The organism is Caecibacteroides pullorum (genome assembly GCF_019239235.1).
In the GTDB taxonomy this organism is placed as follows: domain Bacteria; phylum Bacteroidota; class Bacteroidia; order Bacteroidales; family Bacteroidaceae; genus Bacteroides; species Bacteroides pullorum.
In genome coordinates, this window is record NZ_JAAZTS010000005.1 from 116,735 (window position 1) to 137,083 (window position 20,349).

General features: G+C 47.0%; 16 protein-coding genes. 7 read left to right on the forward strand and 9 right to left on the reverse strand.

Annotated features, from left to right (window positions below):
- Positions 1-4 precede the first annotated feature (4 nt).
- The 3 genes from HF894_RS05920 to HF894_RS05930 all read right to left on the reverse strand — a co-directional run bounded on the left by HF894_RS05920 (position 5) and on the right by HF894_RS05930 (position 5,560).
- Positions 5-3,046, reverse strand: coding sequence for a SusC/RagA family TonB-linked outer membrane protein (locus HF894_RS05920; protein ID WP_246593144.1), 3,042 nt, complete (start codon positions 3,044-3,046; stop codon positions 5-7).
- A gap of 416 nt (positions 3,047-3,462) precedes the next feature.
- Positions 3,463-4,659: a FecR domain-containing protein gene (locus tag HF894_RS05925; protein WP_246593145.1), complete on the reverse strand. Its 1,197-nt coding sequence runs from the start codon at positions 4,657-4,659 to the stop codon at positions 3,463-3,465.
- A gap of 400 nt (positions 4,660-5,059) precedes the next feature.
- On the reverse strand, positions 5,060-5,560 hold the full coding sequence (locus HF894_RS05930; protein WP_246593146.1) for an RNA polymerase sigma-70 factor: 501 nt from the start codon (positions 5,558-5,560) through the stop codon (positions 5,060-5,062).
- 155 nt (positions 5,561-5,715) lie between these two features.
- Here HF894_RS05930 and HF894_RS05935 point away from each other — a divergent pair, with 155 nt between their 5' ends.
- A complete protein-coding gene (locus tag HF894_RS05935; RefSeq protein ID WP_021848300.1) occupies positions 5,716-6,669 on the forward strand; it encodes a Rossmann-fold NAD(P)-binding domain-containing protein in 954 nt (317 codons plus the stop codon).
- 81 nt (positions 6,670-6,750) lie between these two features.
- Here the strand turns inward: HF894_RS05935 and HF894_RS05940 are convergent, their stop codons facing one another.
- From HF894_RS05940 to HF894_RS05950, 3 genes are all read right to left on the reverse strand, one after another.
- Positions 6,751-7,143, reverse strand: coding sequence for an HIT family protein (locus HF894_RS05940; protein WP_075318442.1), 393 nt, complete (start codon positions 7,141-7,143; stop codon positions 6,751-6,753).
- A gap of 56 nt (positions 7,144-7,199) precedes the next feature.
- Positions 7,200-7,664: a transcription elongation factor GreA gene (gene greA / locus HF894_RS05945; RefSeq protein ID WP_075319250.1), complete on the reverse strand. Its 465-nt coding sequence runs from the start codon at positions 7,662-7,664 to the stop codon at positions 7,200-7,202.
- A gap of 184 nt (positions 7,665-7,848) precedes the next feature.
- Positions 7,849-9,003: a thioredoxin-like domain-containing protein gene (locus HF894_RS05950; RefSeq protein WP_075318441.1), complete on the reverse strand. Its 1,155-nt coding sequence runs from the start codon at positions 9,001-9,003 to the stop codon at positions 7,849-7,851.
- Between the two features lie 204 nt (positions 9,004-9,207).
- Here HF894_RS05950 and pnp point away from each other — a divergent pair, with 204 nt between their 5' ends.
- Together pnp and HF894_RS05960 are read left to right on the forward strand one after the other, a co-directional pair.
- Entirely contained in the window at positions 9,208-11,379 is a 2,172-nt protein-coding gene (gene pnp, locus HF894_RS05955) for a polyribonucleotide nucleotidyltransferase (RefSeq protein ID WP_021848304.1), read from the forward strand.
- Between the two features lie 156 nt (positions 11,380-11,535).
- Positions 11,536-12,234: a response regulator transcription factor gene (locus HF894_RS05960; protein WP_204971419.1), complete on the forward strand. Its 699-nt coding sequence runs from the start codon at positions 11,536-11,538 to the stop codon at positions 12,232-12,234.
- Between the two features lie 228 nt (positions 12,235-12,462).
- On the opposite strand, the gene HF894_RS05965 is transcribed toward HF894_RS05960, so the two are convergent.
- Positions 12,463-12,864: a hypothetical protein gene (locus HF894_RS05965; protein WP_021848306.1), complete on the reverse strand. Its 402-nt coding sequence runs from the start codon at positions 12,862-12,864 to the stop codon at positions 12,463-12,465.
- An 864-nt stretch (positions 12,865-13,728) separates the two neighbouring features.
- Here HF894_RS05965 and HF894_RS05975 point away from each other — a divergent pair.
- On the forward strand, positions 13,729-15,351 hold the full coding sequence (locus HF894_RS05975; protein ID WP_204971421.1) for a M64 family metallopeptidase: 1,623 nt from the start codon (positions 13,729-13,731) through the stop codon (positions 15,349-15,351).
- A 51-nt stretch (positions 15,352-15,402) separates the two neighbouring features.
- Here HF894_RS05975 and buk read toward each other — a convergent pair whose 3' ends face one another.
- Positions 15,403-16,485 carry a butyrate kinase gene (buk, locus tag HF894_RS05980; protein ID WP_204969297.1) on the reverse strand — a complete coding sequence of 361 codons (1,083 nt, stop codon included), beginning with the start codon at positions 16,483-16,485 and terminating at the stop codon, positions 15,403-15,405.
- Between the two features lie 48 nt (positions 16,486-16,533).
- The gene (locus HF894_RS05985) at positions 16,534-17,460 is read right to left on the reverse strand and encodes a phosphate acyltransferase (RefSeq protein WP_204971422.1); all 927 of its coding nucleotides are present in this window, start codon (positions 17,458-17,460) and stop codon (positions 16,534-16,536) included.
- A 335-nt stretch (positions 17,461-17,795) separates the two neighbouring features.
- Between HF894_RS05985 and HF894_RS05990 the strand changes: the two genes are divergently transcribed.
- The 3 genes from HF894_RS05990 to HF894_RS06000 all read left to right on the forward strand — a co-directional run bounded on the left by HF894_RS05990 (position 17,796) and on the right by HF894_RS06000 (position 20,238).
- On the forward strand, positions 17,796-18,725 hold the full coding sequence (locus HF894_RS05990; RefSeq protein ID WP_204971423.1) for a S66 peptidase family protein: 930 nt from the start codon (positions 17,796-17,798) through the stop codon (positions 18,723-18,725).
- Between the two features lie 62 nt (positions 18,726-18,787).
- Positions 18,788-19,795, forward strand: coding sequence for a M20 family metallopeptidase (locus HF894_RS05995; RefSeq protein ID WP_021848312.1), 1,008 nt, complete (start codon positions 18,788-18,790; stop codon positions 19,793-19,795).
- A 20-nt stretch (positions 19,796-19,815) separates the two neighbouring features.
- Positions 19,816-20,238: a SufE family protein gene (locus tag HF894_RS06000; RefSeq protein ID WP_021848313.1), complete on the forward strand. Its 423-nt coding sequence runs from the start codon at positions 19,816-19,818 to the stop codon at positions 20,236-20,238.
- Positions 20,239-20,349: the final 111 nt, after the last annotated feature.

Genomic DNA, 20,349 nt, shown 5'->3' on the forward strand with positions numbered 1-20,349 from the left:
TTACTTAGAAGTTAACATTCAATCCTACGGTGAAACGTCTTACGGTAGGATAGCCAAAACCGCTGGCACTTCCGTTGTAGGAAGAAGAAAGCAGAATTTCGGGATCCTGACCGGAGAACTTGGTAATGGTGAACAGATTTTCTCCACCTACACTCAAGTTGGCACCTTTAATCTTCAACGGATCCAACCATTTCTTGGGGAAGCTGTAGGAGAGGGTCAACGATTTCAGCTTGAAATAGTCACCATTCTCCAGATAGCGGGTAGAAGTATTGGAAGCGCCGTTATTACCACCGGCTATCAACTGCGGATGCGTAGCAATGTCACCCGGTTTCTCCCAACGGCTCCAACCGTCAGCCAGCTTCATAGCCGGCTGTGAAGGACGTTCGGCGTCACGATCGAGCGCACCGGCACGCATACCGTTGTATATCTTGGCACCGGCACTGAACGTAAAGTTGGCATTCAGCGACAAGCCTTTCCAACTCAGGTTCGTACTCAGACCACCGTTCACTTTCGGCGTCGGAGAAGCATCCAGTAATACATTAGTAGCCTCATTGTAATTGCCCGTCACTGTCTTTTCACCTGTTTCTGGATCCACCTTGAACCACAACGGAGTACCAGTCATAGTGTCTACACCGGCCCATTCCTTCATATACCAGTTCATATAAGGATAGCCCATAGCTACCGCCTGCATCGTAAGGTCATTTCCATCTGGCAAATAGGTCACTTCGTTACGGTTATATCCCATATTGAAGCTGATGTCCCAGTACCAATCCTTGGTACGGAGGATTTCAGGCGTAATGGTCAGTTCCACACCCGAGTTTTCCATCTTACCGTTGTTGGCCGTCTGGCGGTTAAAGCCTGTTACGGCGGACAAGTGACGCAGATAAATCAGGTTCTTCACCTTCTTCAAGTAATAGTCGAATGTAATGTTTACACGGTCGAACAGGCGGATATCAATACCGGCGTCGAAGTTGGCCGTTTCCTCCCAAGACAAATCAGGATTTCCCTGATAGTTGGACAAGAATGCGATTTCATTGGCATACTGAGAAGTGTAACCGAAGATGGTAGCCCATTCGTAAGCGCCACCCGGTTGGTTACCGCTGATACCGTAAGAAACACGGGGCTTCAATTCATTGATCCACTCAAACTGGCTGATAAATTCTTCCTTGTGCATATTCCAACCGGCACCCACCGACCAGAAGGTAGCCCAACGTTTGTCGCTACCGAACTTTGAAGAACCGTCACGACGAATCATACCTTGAATGAGATACTTGCTGTCGAACGAATAGTTGACATTCAGATAGATAGCGGCATTTTTCGATTCCGATTTGGTACCACTGGCTGTAGGATCCTCAGCACCCGCATTGATAATCTCGGCACCCGAGAAAATCTTATAAGCTGTGGCAGCCAAATCCCAATAGCGGTATTCATCGTAGTCATAACCCAAATAAGCATTGATTTCATGCTTTTCACCAAAAGTCTTCAAGAAACGCAGCAACTGGCTGGTATAGATGGAACGTGTATTGGACTCACCATCATAATAAGATCCATCCGTACCTGCACCAGAACGGCTATTGGGATCTACATAAGAGCTGGAATAACTATTATTGAAACCGATACGATTATTCGATTCAAAAGTCAATCCGTCAATGATCTTGAAATCAAAACCGACACCCAAGTCGATTCCATTACTGCGGCTTTTTCCCCAATTCAGATGACGATCATACAAGAAGTTTGAACCACCATCGGAATACCAGTAGTCATCCGGGTTGGCGGTAGGAGCAGCATCTGCAGTCGGTACACCCTGACTACCATCCTTCAGATTACCTTGCGAATCCCACGGAGTATCCCACGGAGTATAGCTGGTGTGCGCCAATGAATATTCCTGGCTGAATGTTTCCTTATAACTTGCAGCCACTTTGGCCTTCAAGGTCAAGCGGTCGTTCACAATATAATCCGTATTCGAACGGAACGTGAAGCGGTCGTAATCAAATCCCTTGATGGTACCTTCTTCCGTATAGTAGTCACCGGACACATACGACTTGATTTTGTCATTGCCATAACGATAGCCGATGTTATAGTTTTGCGTCAAAGCATTCTGAGTAGCCAGGTCCCACCAGTCGAAGTTACGATCGCGCAAATAGGGTTGCAGCCAACCTTGCGAATCCAATGTGCCAGCATTCTTATAAGCTGTATATACATAATCATAATACTCGGCACCCGACATCATTTCCAAGTTACCTTTCTGCAACTGCGACACACCAAACTTGGCAGACAAATCAATCTGAGAGGTACCAGTCGTAGCACGCTTGGTAGTTACCTGGATAACACCATTGGCACCACGAGAACCGTACAAAGCCGTAGCAGAACCGTCCTTCAGGATAGAAATGGTTTCGATATCATTCGGGTTCAGGTCGGCAGAAGAGGCACCAACCACACCGTCGATTACCCACAAAGGCTCCACATTACCACGGATAGAACCGATACCACGTACACGGATGCTTACACCTTCACCCGGACGACCGGAAGTAGGAGCGACAACAGCACCGGCCACTTTACCCTGCAGCATATTGGCTACACTCGGAGTAGTGACGTCTTTGAGTTTTTCTGCCTTGATGGAAGAAATAGAACCTGTAATAGAGCTCTTACGCTGTATACCGTAACCTACTACAACTACTTCATCCAGTGCTTCTGAATCGGCCGACAGTTTAATGGTCACCTTGTCGGAGTTCTGTACGACATACTCATAATTGGCATATCCGATAAAAGAAACCACCAAGGTTGTACCTTTAGGAACTTCCAAGGTAAAATTACCATCCAGGTCGGTTACCGTTCCGATAGAAGTGTTACCTTTAACGGTCACGTTAGCGCCAGGAACTGTTTCACCCATGTCATCGAAAACCTGTCCGGTCACCTTGATGTTGTTGCCTTGTTGCACAATCGGAGCTTTCTTCATCACCGTCACCTGACGATCACTAATTTTAATCTCCAGATTGGCTGCATCTGCCAATTCCTTCAAGATTTCCTCGGCTTTCTTTCCATTCATATTAATGGAAACTTTTTTATCCAATTCGGATAAAAGTCCCTTGGAATAAAGAATGACAAGATTGCTGTTCTTCTCAATGTAACTAAACAACTCTTTCAGCGTCTGAGTTGTTGCTACAGCTTGTTTGTTACTTCCGCGAGTATCAGCGGCATGTAGAGGGACCAAAGCACCCTCCGTCAATAAAAAAACACTAATTAATAGATAAAGAGATGTAAAAACTCTCTTCATCCGACCAAAAGTCGTTTTCTTTTTCATACTTTCGTACTGATTTTGGTTACTAAAAATGGAATAATTAAAATCATTTCCGGTCGGGCAATATTGGGAGTATTGTCCGACCCTCTTTTTTTACAACACAAATTCTTTCTATTTCATAGACATATATTTTAAGATCAACATTATTATTCACAACCTGGTAATCAATTCACCTGTACATAGATAGCCTCTCTCGAGGCACCTAAGTCCTCAGGCAAGGTTTGCCAAATTGATTCTAACACTTTCTTCAATTCTTCATTCAAAAATAATTTACCATAAAATGCCTCATCAGCAATAGATGGATCACAAACAATCTTCTGTCCATAATATTCACTCAAATAAGCAAGCACTTCTTTCAAAGGTTTACCATTCAAGATCCAAACTCCATCTACCCAATGGATATAATCGAGAGCATTTACTGTTTCCTTTTTCAACTCACCAGCCTCATCCAACTGTACCCGCTCATTCGGTTGCATCAGAACATGCTTATCCGCCGCATCTTTCACATCAACCGCACCCTCAACCAACACCACAGAAGCATGCGCATCGCCTTTATAGGCTGACACATTAAAAGAAGTACCCAACACTTCCACATCGAAAGCTGAAGTATTTACAATGAAAGGTTTCGATTCGTCACGACTCACTTTCAGATAAACTTCCCCTTCCACAAAAATCTCACGTCTGTCACCCTTGAAAGCACGTGGATAGATCACCTTACTGCCGGAGTTAATCCACATCTTGCTGTTGTCAGCCAATACAATCATAGAGCGACGTCCCTTGGGCACAATCAGCTGGTTATATTCCATAGCTTCCTCAGAAGAGGTTTGTGCCGAGGCTTCTTCTTTCTGTACGGACGGTTCCTTCAGCTTCACCGAATTGACACTGACCTGACCGGAGGCATTATAAGCCACTTTGGCATTATTGGCCAGCTCCACTTTCTTACGGTCGGAAACCACAAGGGTCACTTCCTTCACTTCGCCCGTATCGACCTGAGCCAGCAGCATCTGCTCCATACGGCTTCGTTCGTCCATCGTAACTTCCGTTTTCGAGAACCAAAGCGAACCCAAGCCGACACAGAGGACAACCGAAGCGGCCGCCACCCATCTCCAAGCAAGCGAGAGATGTCTTCTACGACTTTCGGCTTCCTGTGCTTGAGCCTGCCTGATCCGTTGCAGCGTCTTTTCCCAAACCTCTGACGAATCAGTTGCAGCCGGCTGGCATTCATTCCACATGAACAAGAGCTTACGGACCTCATCGTCGGAAGAAGCCTCATTCATATTGGTCAGGTCCTGTGGGTCTTCCAGAAAGGACGCTAACTTTTCATACTTATTATTATGTTCTTTTTTGTCGTCTTTCATCATCGAATTATATAAAACAAGACGCTGTTTCCGAAAAAATCTCCTATAGGCTTCGTCTTTTTTTTAAAAAAAGTTTGTTTTTTATTTCAAACAAGCCGATCTTCTTTCACGGTGAAAGAAGATCTTTCACCGTTTCTTACTAAAAATCAGCAAGATAACAGCTTGTGAAAGAGTGAACGATAAAAACAAAAAAAGTTTCTTCCTTCACGCCACCTATTCAAGTTGAACAATGCAATCGCGCAAGCAGAGAAAAAACAATGCTTTAGACAAAAGAAAGCACTGTTTTAAGCAGGACAAAAGGGTGCTTTTCTTCAACATAAACATCTACTTCAGCACGCTAAACACCTACATTGGCGTGCTAAACATCAACTTGAGAAACGCAACTACCCTCATTGACGCCATCTCACTTCAAGGCAGAGGAAATAAATTCAAGCGCTTTAGCTACATGAATATTGATCGTTTTCACAGAGATACCCAATACTTCGGCAATCTCTTTATATGGAAGCTTTTCGATTTTGGCCAACACAAAGACTTGCCGGCAACGGGGAGGAAGCTGATTTACGACCTGGTTAATACGAGATATTTCCTCCCGACTAATGATCCGTGAATCAGGAGTCTGCAAATCAACAAGCGTACCATAGTCGCCTACTTCATCCCATGGCACAAGCACCTGACCATTTCCATTTTTCCGCAACCAGGACACTACCTTGTTATGAGTTACCTTCAACAACCATGCCTTCTCGTTTTTCACCTCAGAGAACCTGTCACGATGCTGCCATACTTCAAAGAAAACATCGCTTACAATCTCTTCCGCTTCTTCTCTAGAGCGAACAAGATACTGAGCATAGTAAAGCAAATCATTGGAATATGCTTCAAAAAGACGTTTAAGCAAACGTTCATCCATATGGCTACTATGACTATGCATAAACAAGGCTTCCTTCTTTTTTTAACGACCCGATAACATTCGACAAAGATACTAAAAAACAGACATCTTCATTCAAAACCCGATACATTTCACTATCTTTGCTATCAATTATATATTTAAAAAAGTAAGTCGTTATGAAGAATTTTACCTGCGTGCAGGATATCGGTAATCTGAAAACTGCACTTGCCGAAGCGTTCGAGATCAAAAAAGATCGGTTTAAATACGTAGAATTAGGACGCAACAAGACGTTGATGATGATTTTCTTCAACTCCAGTTTACGTACCCGTTTAAGCACACAAAAAGCGGCCCTGAATTTGGGAATGAATGTTATCGTACTCGATATTAATCAAGGCGCATGGAAGCTGGAAACTGAACGTGGCGTCATCATGGATGGTGATAAACCAGAACACCTGCTGGAGGCTATCCCTGTAATGGGCTGTTATTGTGACATCATCGGTGTCCGTTCCTTTGCACGTTTCGAAAACAGAGACTACGACTACAACGAAGTAATATTGAATCAGTTCATCCAATACTCAGGCCGTCCAGTATTCTCGATGGAAGCAGCAACCCGACACCCCTTACAGAGCTTTGCCGACCTCATCACTATTGAAGAATATAAAAAGAAGGAACGACCCAAAGTCGTAATGAGCTGGGCTCCCCATCCACGTCCCCTGCCACAAGCTGTTCCAAATTCTTTTGCTGAATGGATGAATGCAACTGATTATGAGTTTGTCATCACCCACCCTGAAGGCTATGAACTGGATCCGAAGTTCGTAGGCAACGCTCGTGTAGAATATGATCAAATGAAAGCCTTCGAAGGCGCTGATTTTGTCTATGCCAAGAACTGGGCAGCCTACTCTGGCGACAATTATGGACAAATTCTGAGCAAAGACCGTGCATGGACAGTAAGCGACCGCCAGATGGCCGTTACCAACAACGCTTATTTCATGCATTGCCTGCCTGTACGCCGCAACATGATTGTGACGGACGACGTCATCGAAAGCCCGCAAAGCATCGTTATTCCTGAAGCGGCCAACCGCGAAATTTCAGCGACCGTCGTACTAAAGCGCCTGTTGGAAAGCCTATAAAACTTTAAGTAACATTCAATAAAATAAAGGGACGGCCTGATAGGCCGTCCCTTTATTTTATCTATGAGGAGGAGGGGATTGTCAGAACGCGTTGCGAATCGCTTCGGCCACTTCTGCAAACTCTTCAGCAGAAAGCTGCAACTTGGGATTGGAGAAAAGCATATCTTTCTCGCTCTGCATCGGAATCAGATGAATATGAGCATGAGGCACTTCCAAACCCAAGACAGCCATTCCAACCTTCTTACAAGGAAAAGCCTTTCCGATAGCCAGTGCTACCTTCTTGGCAAAAACATGCATAGCGGCCAGTTCTTCATCTTTCAAATCAAAGATATAGTCTACCTCACGTTTCGGAATGACCAACGTATGTCCTTTTACCAACGGATTGATGTCCAAAAATGCGAAGAATTGCTCGTCCTCCGCAACTTTATAACAGGGAATTTCGCCTGCTACAATTCTACTGAATATGGTTGCCATAACGATAATATATTAAAAAAACAAGGCAAGCCACAACACATGACCTGCCTTACTGTTTAAAATGATATGTTCAATATTTCCAGCTCAATCATGCCTTGTGGCACTTTGATCTGTGCTTTCTCACCCACCTTCTTGCCAAGCAAACCTTGTGCAATGGGGGTATTGACTGAAATCTTGCCTTCCTTCAGATTGGCTTCGCTCTCCGACACGATGGTATAGGTCATCTTCATGCCGTTCTTCACGTTCTTCAACTCCACCTTGTTCAGGATCTGTACAGAGTCGGTCTTCAGCTTAGACTCGTCGATGATCTTAGCATCGGCAATCACCGCTTTCAGCTTACTGATTTTCATCTCGAGCAATCCTTGTGCTTCCTTAGCTGCATCATACTCTGCATTTTCGGACAAGTCTCCCTTGTCGCGTGCTTCAGCAATGGCAGCCACCACCTTGGGACGTTCCACTGCTTCCAGCTGTTTCAATTCGGCCAACAACTTGTTGTAGCCTTCTTCTGACATATAAGCCATAATTTTTTCCTCCTTATTATTCTTAATTGATATATTATAAACAAAAAAGAATTCCAACATGTCAACCATGCTGGAACCCTCTTCCAATATTTGTTCGCAAAGATAGCACTTTAAACAATATGCGTCAAGTGCCAATCGCTGTTTTGTAACATATTTAATGGAGTTCGTCCTCCATTATAACAAATTACAACAACTTCTGCACAGCAGCATCCAAATCCTTAATAGTCTCGCCACGAGCACTCAGCTCATTATTACGATTTACCAAGAACAAGGTCGGCAGGTTCTGCACATTGTAAGCAGCTGCTACTGACGAGTAGACACCGTTGGCATCGCGCACGCAAATCCACGGCAGGTTGTCGGCTGTAGTCTTCCAATAATGTTCATCGGCATCCAAAGACACCTGATAAATCTCCAGCCCACGAGAAGCATACTTGTCATACAAGTCACGCAACATATAGTTATGACTGGCCGAAACTGCACTCTGATATACGGTAAAGTCCACAATAACGACCTTTCCCTTGAGGTCTGTCAGCTTATGGGCATTTCCTTTCAAGTCGCGCAAGTTAATGTCAATCACACCCGTTTCCGACACCTGTACCTGTTCGGGCAGCTCCAACGTCTGTTGCTGGGGAGTACGTGTATTCTTCATGCCTTTGATGACGATGTTATACAGATTCTTTGAACGGTTGGCATGAGGATAATAATTGTTCAGGCTCGTAGCTACGGCCGCAAAGCATTTGATGTCATCACGACTATTCAAAGGATCGAATATCAGATAATTGTTCACCTTCTGGAACAGAGCAAAATAGGCAGCCGCCGTATTGGGAGCCGCGAAAATATAGCGGATCTTCACCTCATCTTTATACCGCTTCATCATCGCAGTCAGACTATCCTGGAACACATCTACACCAATACTATGAGCCTGCATAGCCCGATATAATTCATCCACCTTATTCTGCAACTGAAGTTGTTTCAACGACAACTCCTTGATTTTCTCGCTGCTGGGCGAACCTTCAACCGTATAATCCGTCGCAAAATTATCATATCCGGCATTAATTCGAACGGTTTCGGTAGAATCTACCGAGAAATTGATAATCTTGTCTTCTACCCTCAAACGGTAGAATTCAGGAGATTCCGGCCGAGCTTCCTTGAAGGTATAGGCACCTCCAGCGTTCAGTTTGACAGAATCAAGAGGAACAATCCCTTCCAATGCAGATGCTTCCAGATAAAGCATCTTCCCTTCAGCACCCGTCACTTCACCTTCCACCTTAAACTTCGGTTCTGAATCGCAAGCGCTCAAAGCTGCCATGGCAAATGCCATCACTACTATTTTCTTCATATTGTCAGTGTGTTTATTTTCAAAATCAACGTGCAAATATACTCCTTTTCACGCTTAGTCAAAGCATTTTTCCAGCTTCTTCCACCACAAAACATAAAAAAAAGGCCGAAATCGAAACTTTTAAACTCATTTCCACCTGATTAAGAGAATAAAATCACTATCTTTGCACGAATTTTGAAAGAAAATAGATATAAAAGTTTTTTTATGATTAACCCAATTGTTAAGACGATCGAGCTTCCTGATGGCAGAACCATCACGCTCGAAACGGGAAAGCTGGCAAAACAGGCAGACGGTTCTGTAATGCTCCGCATGGGCAACACCATGCTGCTGGCTACTGTTTGTGCCGCAAAAGACGCAGTTCCCGGAACAGATTTTATGCCGCTTCAGGTAGAGTACAAAGAAAAATTCTCCGCATTCGGACGTTTCCCCGGCGGCTTCACCAAACGTGAAGGACGCGCTTCGGACTACGAAATTCTGACTTGCCGCCTGGTTGACCGTGCTCTCCGCCCCCTTTTCCCCGACAATTTCCACGCAGAAGTATATGTAAACATTATACTTTTCTCGGCCGACGGCGTAGACATGCCCGACGCACTGGCCGGACTGGCCGCTTCTGCCGCACTGGCCGTATCGGACATTCCATTCAATGGTCCTATCTCTGAGGTACGCGTAGCGCGCATCAACGGAGAATTCGTCATCAACCCCACTTTCGAACAGCTCGAGCAGGCCGACATGGACCTCATGGTCGGCGCTACCTACGAGAACATCATGATGGTGGAAGGCGAAATGAAGGAAGTATCTGAGCAAGACCTGCTAGCCGCCCTGAAAGCTGCCCACGAGGCCATCAAGCCACAGTGTAAGGCACAGATGGAACTGGCCGAAGAGGTAGGTTCCACCGTAAAGCGCGAATACTGCCACGAAGTGAACGACGAAGACCTGCGCAAGGCCGTACACGAAGCCTGCTACGACAAGGCTTATGCTATTGCCGCCAGTGGTAACCGTAACAAGCACGAACGTCAGGATGCCTTCGACGCCATCTGCGAAGAATTCAAGGCTCAATTCACAGAAGAGGAATTGGAAGAAAAAGCTCCGCTCATCGACCGCTACTATCACGACGTAGAAAAAGAGGCTATGCGCCGTTGCATCCTCGATGAAGGCAAGCGTCTGGACGGCCGTAAGACAACAGAGATCCGCCCCATCTGGTGTGAAGTAAGCCCGCTGCCTGGCCCTCATGGTTCGGCCATCTTTACCCGCGGCGAGACACAGTCACTGTCTACAGCCACACTGGGTACGAAGCTTGATGAAAAAATCGTCGACGACGTACTGACCCACGGCAAAGAGCGCTTCCTGCTACATTACAACTTCCCCCCATTTTCTACAGGCGAAGCCAAGGCACAGCGCGGTGTAGGCCGTCGTGAAATTGGTCACGGCCATTTGGCTTGGCGTGCATTAAAGGGACAAATTCCTGAAGACTATCCTTACGTAGTACGCGTTGTTTCTGATATCCTCGAATCCAACGGTTCTTCTTCCATGGCTACCGTATGTGCCGGCACGCTGGCCTTGATGGATGCCGGTGTGAAGATCAAGAACCCTGTATCGGGTATCGCCATGGGCCTTATCAAAAATCCGGGCGAAGAAAAATATGCAGTCCTCTCCGACATCCTTGGTGACGAAGACCACCTGGGTGACATGGACTTCAAAGTAACAGGTACAAAGAACGGTATCACCGCTACCCAAATGGATATCAAGGTGGACGGTCTGTCATACGACATTCTGGAGAAAGCTCTGCTGCAAGCCAAAGAAGGTCGCGAATACATCCTGGGTAAACTGACAGAATGTATCGCCGAACCGCGCCCCGAACTGAAACCACACGCTCCGCGCATCGAAACCATGACCATTCCGAAAGAATTCATCGGTGCTGTCATCGGCCCGGGCGGAAAGATCATTCAGGGTATGCAGGAAGAGACAGGTGCTACCATCACCATCGAAGAAGAAGATAACGTAGGCAAGATCGAAATCGCCGGCACCAACAAGCAGAGCATCGATGACGCCATCCGGATGATCAAGGCTATTGTAGCCGTTCCCGAGATAGGAGAAGTCTACAAAGGAAAGATCCGTTCCATCATGCCTTACGGTGCATTCGTTGAATTCCTGCCAGGCAAAGACGGTTTGCTCCACATCTCCGAAATCGACTGGAAACGCCTCGAAACGGTAGAAGAAGCCGGACTAAAAGAAGGCGACGACATCGAAGTGAAGCTGCTGGACATCGATCCGAAGACAGGCAAGTTCAAACTGTCTCACAAGGTACTGATCCCCAAACCTGAAGGTTACAGCGAAAAGCCCGAAAGACCCAGAAGAGAAAAAAAATCCAACAACTAACGGACAACCAATCTTTTCTATATAATAATAAGGTGTACCGCCGTGGCGGTACACTTTTTTTGTTTTTGAAGGTTCTACTACTCCGCAAGAACCCTTGAAATCCGAGCTCTGAAATCTGAAAAAATCCGTATCTTTGCTTCAAAATACACAGATATCATGATCAAGTTACTCCTGGTAGAAGACGACCCCAACCTGCGTTATGTGGTGCAGTGCGGACTGGAAGACATCATCGGCGGCTACGACGTGCAGACGGCCGTCAACGGCGAAGAAGGACTGAAAACATGGGCTTCATTCAAACCCGACATCATCATCAGCGACATCGACATGCCCGTAATGGACGGCTTCGAGATGGTACGCCGCATCCGCGAAACCGATGCCAATACCCCCATCCTGTTTGCCTCGGCCCTCACCTCGCCCAGGGACGTACGATTCGGCTACCAGCTGGGCGTAAACAACTACGTAAAGAAGCCCTTCATCGCCGAAGAGCTGGACGCGCACATACACGCCGTACTGAAGATGACACAAGGTGTACACATGCGTACAGAAACAGGCTTCTGTCAGTTCGGTCCCTACAGGCTGGACACCGAACGCAACACCTTGCGCAACGACCGCACCGGCAAAAGCCAGGCACTGACCGCCACTGAAGCCAACATCTTGCACATCCTGGCCCAAAACAAAAATGAAACCGTGCGCCGCGAAGCCATCCTGAGCCGCTGCTGGAACACAGAGGACGACTACTTCGCCTCGCGCAGCCTCGACGTCTTCGTTTCCAAGCTGCGCAAGCTCTTCGAGGCTGACGCCGACATCGAAATCAAGACCGTCCGCGGCGTGGGGCTGATGCTGGTGGCGGAATAAAAAACAAATGTCTAATCCCAATTTTGATAAAATGAAAAGAAAATGTCCACATTGCCACAGCACCATCAGCTTCCGAACTCGATTGGCTGTGTATAAAATAAAAAATACGAGACTCAAACTTGAATCCCGTATTTCCATTTACACAAAATCTTTTATAGCGCCTATTGGGGGGACATTTACTGAATATCCCTAACTTTACTTCTATATTCTATTTATATTGAACTCATATTATTTACGTATATACGTATATCCACCCCACACTAGTCTAGAAGGAGTAATCGTTATTTTATACTCTACATTCTCATCATATATGAGCACAAAATTTCCTGTCCACACAATTGTTAAATAGGTATCTCCGTTTACTTCCTTTTTTAATACATATTCAAAATTATAAGTATCAGGATCTGTACCATCTGTATAAATAGCGCTCAACGAACCTTTATTATTGCTACTAAATTCAACTCGCAAAACAGCCTCTTTATAATTAATTCTCATTTCCGACGATTCCCATCTTCCTGTAATCGAAGCATTTCCACTTACTTCACTAGGATCATCATCTCCACAACTTACCATACACACACTTAATGCCAACATCATCAGCATCATTGATAAATACTTCATTGTTTTCATATTCTATTCTTTTTTTGATTAATTTATTTGTGGCAACAAATATAAACATTCATTCTGAGACAAACAGCGCTGCTTGTCTCCAATTTATATACATGTATTCAAATTGAACACATTCAAATATGATTTAAGCAATTCACAGCCATAAAAACACGGAACAATGCGAAATTATTGAATAAATAAACAATTTCTATCAACTTACATCCTTACACTTACTATTTAACTCTTCCGAATAGAGACTAAAGAAATCATAGTCTAATACAACCGAAATCTTCATCAACAACTCTGTATCAATGGAATATTTCTCAAATATCTTATAAACATTAGCACGTCCGCACGACAGTTGTCTAGCCATCGATACGACTGTACACTTACGTTCAATCATTTTCTCTCTAATAAGTTTTCCAATATGTATCATAGACAATCTTACCTATTTTGAATACTCAACCCTTGCAAATATATAAAATACAAGGCAGACAACTACTCATATAGACTAAAAAAATAGTTACATTCATTCACACAAATATAAAACAGTATAATTTTATTTTACATTACAAAACACACACTTATTTCTCACTGAATCACAGCAGATTTTTACCTTCGTACATTTAACAACAACTAACAATACATTAACAACAAATAGTACCTTATAACTGTTAAAATACCATTTACATTTCCAAAAGAGGACAACAAAAAAAATATCAAAAATGAGAGAATCTGCCATTCTTGTTTGTCAACAAGCTCTTTATTCGCAAAAGTCAATATTCTTTAGACGTATATTTTTTTTATTTTTAGAGACACCTTATTTATATACATTTTCTTATTTTTGCAAGAAACTAATACTCTTCCTACAATAACATATTCAATATGCGCTATTATTTCTACTCCCTGTTATCTATCATCATGTTGTGCCAATGCGACAACGACACAAGCAATTATCTGTCGATATCCAACGAAGTGCTCTCTTTCAGATGGAATGATACCACCAAAGAGATATGGATAGATACAGAAGATATCTGGTCGGTATCTTCCGATATTCCATCATGGATTAACCTTCATCCCAACATGGGAAATGGAGACACCCCGATATCCGTGGAAGTATCGCAAAACAAAACAGGAGGACAACGCTCCGCATCCATTTCCATCAGTACGCAAGCCATCACAACACAATTGGTCATCTTGCAAGATCCGCAAGAAAGACTCTCTTTCACGAAAGAAAAATGGAAGGAACTTGCAGCTACCGACACAACACTTTCAATCACAATCGACAGCAACATCTCTTATCAAACAAAAATATTACCTGAAGAAGCAGGGAACTGGATAAGTGCTCATCGCAGCAACAACATTAACGACGACACCCTTGAAGGAACAGAAATCACGACCATTCTCAATAATCAGGGAATAACAGGAGATCGTTACTTACGCCTCGATGTTTCAGAGAACCGCCAACCCGAAGAACGCTACGCGCAAATCATTATCTATAATACGCAATATGAACTGACAGACACCTTACATATTACTCAGGCCGGGACAGACGGTATATATCATTATGACACCGAGGTTATACAATTACAAAAAGCCACCTGTGGCAACGTAAACCTGATCATTATGGGAGACGGTTTCGTACAAAGCGATCTGACGGCAGGAGGCAAATATGAGTCGGCAATAAAACAGGCTGCTGAACATTTCTTTTCAATAGAACCGTTTCTATCACACCGTAACTATTTCAACGTGTATATGGTTGTGGCCGAGTCTGAAGAAGCCGGTGTAAATAACAAGAACAGTTGGAGCAAAATTAAAAACAAGTTTGATACGACGTTTGGAAACGGCACTGAAATCACCTGCAATGACGATTTGGTCTTTGAATACGCTTACTTAACCAAGGAACTTCCCGAAAACAAACCGCTATTGGCCATTGTTGTATTGAACAGCACAAAATATGCGGGAACTACGTATCTATATAGTGACGGTAATTCCATTGCCTTATGCCCCATGAGCACAGAAAAGGCCCCAAACGATTTTGAAGGCTTGATACACCATGAAGCATGCGGACATGGTTTCGGTTTTCTATGCGATGAATATGTATACTACCAACAAACCATTCCATCCACAAGAATCATGGAAATTAAAGAATGGCAAAAACTCGGTTATCAGATGAATCTGGACTTCACAAACGATACCTCAGCTATCTTATGGAAAGACTTCATTGGCACAGACAAATACGAAATGGTCGGCGCTTATGAAGGCGGATTCGAATATCAATACGGCGTATGGCGACCGGAAGAGAACAGCTGCATGAACAACAACATTCCCTATTTCAACGCACAAAGCCGTTGGTGTATCACCAAACGAATCATGGAACTGTCAGATATCCAGTACAACATTCAAAAATTTATGGAAGACGACCAAATTCCTCCGATAGCAAGAACCAAGAGCGTAGTTTCTCCTGATTCCAAGCCGCTGGGAAGTCCGATTCTAATAAGGAGATAAATGCTTTTTCCCGACAAAAGAGCATTAACAACAAAAGCATTTATTCCCTCATTACTGATATACCTGCACCTCCAGCTCACCCCGCAACGCGCCCAGCGCATTCAGAGCCAGAGCTTCCAGCTCGTCTTCGCCGGGATAGACGCGGACGGGCGCTAGGAAGGACACACGCTCCTTGAGACGCGAGGTGATGTAGTCCGAATGGGCGATACCGCCCGTCAGCAGAATGGCATCTACCTTTCCGTAGAGCACGACTGCCGCCGCGCCCACACTCTTGGCTATCTGATAAATCATGGCGTCCAGCACCAGCCGGGCATGCTCGTCGCCCTCCTCGATACGCTTCACCACGGCCTGCACATCGGTCGTACCCAAGTGGGCTGCCAGGCCCGCACGCCCCGAGATGCGTTTCTTCAGCTCGCTCTGCGAGAGCTTGCCAGAAAAACAGAGATCAATGAGGTCGCCCGCAGGCAGGGTGCCAGCCCGTTCGGGTGAGAAGGGGCCTTCACCGTCAAGGGCGTTGTTCACGTCTACACAGCGTCCCTTGCGATGGGCCGCCACAGAGATGCCGCCACCCAGGTGGCAGACAATCAGGTTCAGGTCTTCGTAACGCACGGGCCTGTCGGGCTGTTCCGCCGTCCGCTCGGCAGCATAACGACGGGCAATGGCGCGCTGGTTCAGTGCATGCCAGATGGTGATACGGGGCATGAGAGGCGAACCCGTAACGCGGGCCACCTCGTCCAGTTCGTCCACCACGCCAGGGTCAGCAATAAATGCCCGGCAGGCGGGCAGGGCGTGAGCTAGCTCGGAGGCTATCAGGCAACCCAGATTGCAGGCATGGGTACGCATGGCATGCATGCAGTCGTTGATCATAGCATCGTTCACCTCGTAGACACCGCCGGGGATGGGTTTCAGCAAGCCGCCCCGACCGATGATGGCGTCGAAGGCAAAGGGGATGCCCTCATGTTCCAACTCGGCGAGCACCAGGTTCTTACGGAACTCAAACTGGTCAATGACACGCGGATAGTGTACCAGCTCGTCGACAGAATGTCGCAGCGTCTTGACAAATACAGGCTTTTCGTCCTCGAAAACGGCCATCTTGGTCGAGGTGGAGCCGGGGTTGATAACTAATATCTTCATGGGAATAGTTAATACTTAATGGTAAACGATCAAACTGCTCATTTCCTGTCATTCAATGGTGTCTTGTCCATTGCTGGTAAGACAGGCCATAGCGATGCTGTAATACTTGGACAGACCGCTGTCACTACGCGAAGGCAGCACCACAGGGCAGACGGGACCTTGTAACAACCCCGCCATATCGGCATGCGAAAAGAGAGAAACGGCCTTGTAGAAGGCGTTTCCCGACTCGATGTTGGGGAAGATGAGCACGTCGGCCTCGCCATTGATGGGCGACACAATGCCCTTGATGTCGCCACTGGTCTTCTCGCACGAGGTCTTCACGTCCAACGGTCCATCAATGATGACGTTGCCGAACTCACCCGCCTCGGCCAGCTCGACGATGTTCACATAATCCAGCGAGTGGGGGAACTTGGCGCTGACCTTCTCCGTACAATGTATCAGGGCAATGCGGGGCTGCTCGATGCCAAAGTGACGGCAGGTGCGAATGGCGTACCAGATCATCTCGATGCGTTGCTGAAGCGTGGGCCTCGGAATAACGGCAGCATCGGAGAAGAACAGCAGCTTGTCATACGTGGGTATCTGCATCACGGCCAGATGCGTCAGCACCTTGCCCCTGGGCAGTAGGCCGTGCTCCTTGTCGAGGATGGCGCGGAGCAGATTGTCGGTGTTGATGATGCCCTTCATCAGGATGTCGGCTCCACCCTCGCGCACAATGCGCACCGCCTCGCGAGCCGCCTCGTCGGGATCCTCGATGTGAATGGTACGAACGTAGTCGGGGTATTGCTTCAACGAGGGATATTTCTCAAGAATGGCCGAGTCACCAATCATCAGAAACTCGGCAATGCCCTCTTCCAGGGCCCTTGCAATGGCATACTCGGTATTGGGGTCGTTGGCACAGACCACAGCAATGCGTTTCCTGCGGTTCAGCGTCTTCAGGTGTTCCGTCAGTTGATTAAAGTTGCGTATAGGTTTCATGACGTTAGATTTTTAGCAAATATCCGAAAAAATGTCGAAAAATACAGCATCCATCCGCCTATTTTTGCAGTTGTTTAATAACATTTTGACAACTCCCATCCCTTCCCACGACAGAATTCACATCAGGACCGACCACAGATACGCAGATGGACACAAATTTTCCTCTCGGTAGAGGCAGACTGTGAATAAAAACGCTCTGTGGCAATCTGCCTAATCTATGGTAAACAAAAACAAGAAGCAGCTCGGGATAAAAAATATCCGAAACAAGTTTCAATATTTTGTTCTCCGCTCGCCTTTCTGTATTTTTGCAGCAACATAAATTATGATGAATGTATATGGACAAGCTGATTATTCCCCCTTACCTGTATGAAGGCGACAAGGTTGTCATCCTCTCACCCTCCGGCAAGATAGACAAGTCGTTCCTGAAGGGAGCCGTCAAGCGGCTGGCCTCATGGGGCCTGCAACCCGTGCTGTCACGCCACGCAGGCAGTTCCAACGGAGTCTATGCAGGTACTGTCAGCCAGCGGCTGGAAGACTTGCAGGAAGCGATGGACGATCCGAACACACGAGCCATTCTGTGCAGTCGCGGCGGATATGGTGCGGTGCATCTGGTAGGCAAGCTAGACTTCAGCCGCTTCAGGGAGTCACCCAAGTGGCTCATCGGCTTCAGCGACATCACCGCCCTGCATAACCTGTGGCAGAAGGAAGGCTTCGCTTCGCTGCATGCGCCCATGGCACGCCATCTCACCGTAGAACCCGAAGATGATTTCTGTACGCAAGCCCTGCGCGACATACTGACTGGAGCCGCCGCCACACCCGAAGGAAGTTTCAGTTATACCTGTGACGCTCACAAGCTAAACCGCCGCGGTACGGCCGAAGGCATCCTGCGAGGAGGAAACTTTGCCGTCTTCAACGGCCTACGTGGCACGCCCTACGATATCCCCACCGACGGCACCGTGCTCTTTATAGAAGATGTGGGCGAACGCCCGCATGCCATTGAGCGCATGATGTACAACCTGAAGCTGGGCGGTGTGCTCGAACGTCTGTCGGGCCTCGTCATCGGCCAGTTTACCGAATACGAAGAGAAAAAACAGCTGGGCAAGGAACTCTATGGAGCACTGGCCGACCTAGTGAAGGAATACGACTACCCCGTCTGCTTCAACTTCCCCGTGGGCCATGTCACGATGAACCTGCCACTCGTCTGCGGCGCACCTGTCCAGCTGGATGTCGACAAAAAGGGAGTGCGGCTCACCTTCCAACTATAGCTAGATTATTCCCTAACTAGAGAAATCTATTTTCCTAACTAGAAAAAAATAATTCCCCAATTATGAAAAGAAAACAATGCACCTTTGCTTCCCTGCTCCTGCTGATGGTGGTGGCTGCCATCGCCTGCGGCAACAAGAGCAACGCCTCCGGCACAGAGGAAAACAAAGACAAAACGGAATCTGTCAACGTACCCGCATTTAACGCCGACAGCGCCTACGCCTATGTCCAGATACAGGCCAACTTCGGTCCCCGTGTACCCAACACGGCTGCTCACAGAGCTTGCGGCGACTACCTTGCTGCCAAACTGGAACAGCTCGGTGCCAAAGTCTACAACCAGTATGCCGACCTCGTGGCCTATGACAACACCATTCTGAAAGCGCGTAACATCATCGGCGCCTACAACCCCGACAGCCGCCGACGCGTGCTGCTCTTCGCCCACTGGGACAGCCGCCCCTATGCCGACGAGGACAAGGACAAGTCGAAGCACAAGACGCCTATCCTGGGCGTGAACGACGGTGCCAGCGGCGTAGGTGTGCTGCTCGAAGTGGCACGCCAGCTACAACGGCAAGCACCTGCCATCGGCATCGACATCATCTTCTTCGACGCCGAAGACTATGGCACACCAACCTTCCACAAGGGGCCATACAAGCCCGACACCTGGTGCCTAGGCTCGCAATACTGGGGGCGCGTGCCCCATGTGGACAACTACAACGCTCGCTTCGGCATCCTGCTCGACATGGTGGGCGGCAAAAACGCTACTTTCTACCAGGAGCTTTTCTCCAAGCGCACGGCGGGTAAGCAGGTGAAAAAAATCTGGGACGCCGCCCACCGCCTGGGATTCGAAGCTTTCTTCCCCAAGGAAGATGGAACAGAAGTGACGGATGACCACCTCTATGTCTACAACCTGCGCAAGATACCCTGCGTGGACATCATCAACTACGACCCGAAGTGCGACACGGGCTTCGGCGACTTCTGGCACACCACGGACGACACCATGGACGTGATAGACAAGAACACGCTGATGGCCGTAGGGCAGACGGTACTGGAGGTAATCTACAACGAAAAATAATTTCAAAAAAGACAATAGATATGACAATCAACGAAATGCAAGACGAAGTCATCGCCGAATTCAGTGACTTCGACGACTGGATGGACCGCTACCAGCTGCTCATCGACCTAGGCAACGAACAGCCGGCTCTTGACGAACGCTACAAGACCGACCAAAACCTGATAGAAGGCTGCCAAAGCCGCGTATGGCTGCAAGCCGACGAAGAGGACGGCAAAGTCATCTTCCAAGCCGAGAGCGACGCCCTTATCGTGAAGGGCATCATCGCCCTGCTCATCAAGGTGCTCTCCGGGCACACGCCCGACGAGATTCTTGCCGCCGACCTCTACTTCATCCCCCGCATCGGCCTGCAGGAGCACCTCTCGCCCACCCGCAGCAACGGCTTGCTAGCCATGGTGAAACAGATGCGCATGTACGCACTCGCCTTCAAGGCAAAGGAAAGCTAACCTAACATTAGCACACACTGCCCAAACGTGCATTCCGACTCCTTTGGAATGCACGTTTTTGTTTCCCTCCGAAACTCGCCAGGGTCTCCGACACTTTGTTTATGCACTTGT

What these genes read in the sequence shown, in the direction of transcription:
- HF894_RS05975 (WP_204971421.1), top strand. Translation starts at nt 13,729, where the DNA reads ATGCGCTATTATTTCTACTCCCTGTTATCTATCATCATGTTGTGCCAA.
- HF894_RS05950 (WP_075318441.1), bottom strand. Translation starts at nt 9,003, where the DNA reads ATGAAGAAAATAGTAGTGATGGCATTTGCCATGGCAGCTTTGAGCGCT.
- HF894_RS05985 (WP_204971422.1), bottom strand. Translation starts at nt 17,460, where the DNA reads ATGAAACCTATACGCAACTTTAATCAACTGACGGAACACCTGAAGACG.
- HF894_RS05995 (WP_021848312.1), top strand. Translation starts at nt 18,788, where the DNA reads ATGAAAAGAAAACAATGCACCTTTGCTTCCCTGCTCCTGCTGATGGTG.
- HF894_RS05920 (WP_246593144.1), bottom strand. Translation starts at nt 3,046, where the DNA reads ATGAATGGAAAGAAAGCCGAGGAAATCTTGAAGGAATTGGCAGATGCA.
- greA (WP_075319250.1), bottom strand. Translation starts at nt 7,664, where the DNA reads ATGGCTTATATGTCAGAAGAAGGCTACAACAAGTTGTTGGCCGAATTG.
- HF894_RS05960 (WP_204971419.1), top strand. Translation starts at nt 11,536, where the DNA reads ATGATCAAGTTACTCCTGGTAGAAGACGACCCCAACCTGCGTTATGTG.
- HF894_RS05990 (WP_204971423.1), top strand. Translation starts at nt 17,796, where the DNA reads ATGGACAAGCTGATTATTCCCCCTTACCTGTATGAAGGCGACAAGGTT.
- HF894_RS05925 (WP_246593145.1), bottom strand. Translation starts at nt 4,659, where the DNA reads ATGATGAAAGACGACAAAAAAGAACATAATAATAAGTATGAAAAGTTA.
- buk (WP_204969297.1), bottom strand. Translation starts at nt 16,485, where the DNA reads ATGAAGATATTAGTTATCAACCCCGGCTCCACCTCGACCAAGATGGCC.
- HF894_RS05940 (WP_075318442.1), bottom strand. Translation starts at nt 7,143, where the DNA reads ATGGCAACCATATTCAGTAGAATTGTAGCAGGCGAAATTCCCTGTTAT.
- HF894_RS05965 (WP_021848306.1), bottom strand. Translation starts at nt 12,864, where the DNA reads ATGAAAACAATGAAGTATTTATCAATGATGCTGATGATGTTGGCATTA.
- HF894_RS05930 (WP_246593146.1), bottom strand. Translation starts at nt 5,560, where the DNA reads ATGGATGAACGTTTGCTTAAACGTCTTTTTGAAGCATATTCCAATGAT.
- HF894_RS05935 (WP_021848300.1), top strand. Translation starts at nt 5,716, where the DNA reads ATGAAGAATTTTACCTGCGTGCAGGATATCGGTAATCTGAAAACTGCA.
- HF894_RS06000 (WP_021848313.1), top strand. Translation starts at nt 19,816, where the DNA reads ATGACAATCAACGAAATGCAAGACGAAGTCATCGCCGAATTCAGTGAC.
- pnp (WP_021848304.1), top strand. Translation starts at nt 9,208, where the DNA reads ATGATTAACCCAATTGTTAAGACGATCGAGCTTCCTGATGGCAGAACC.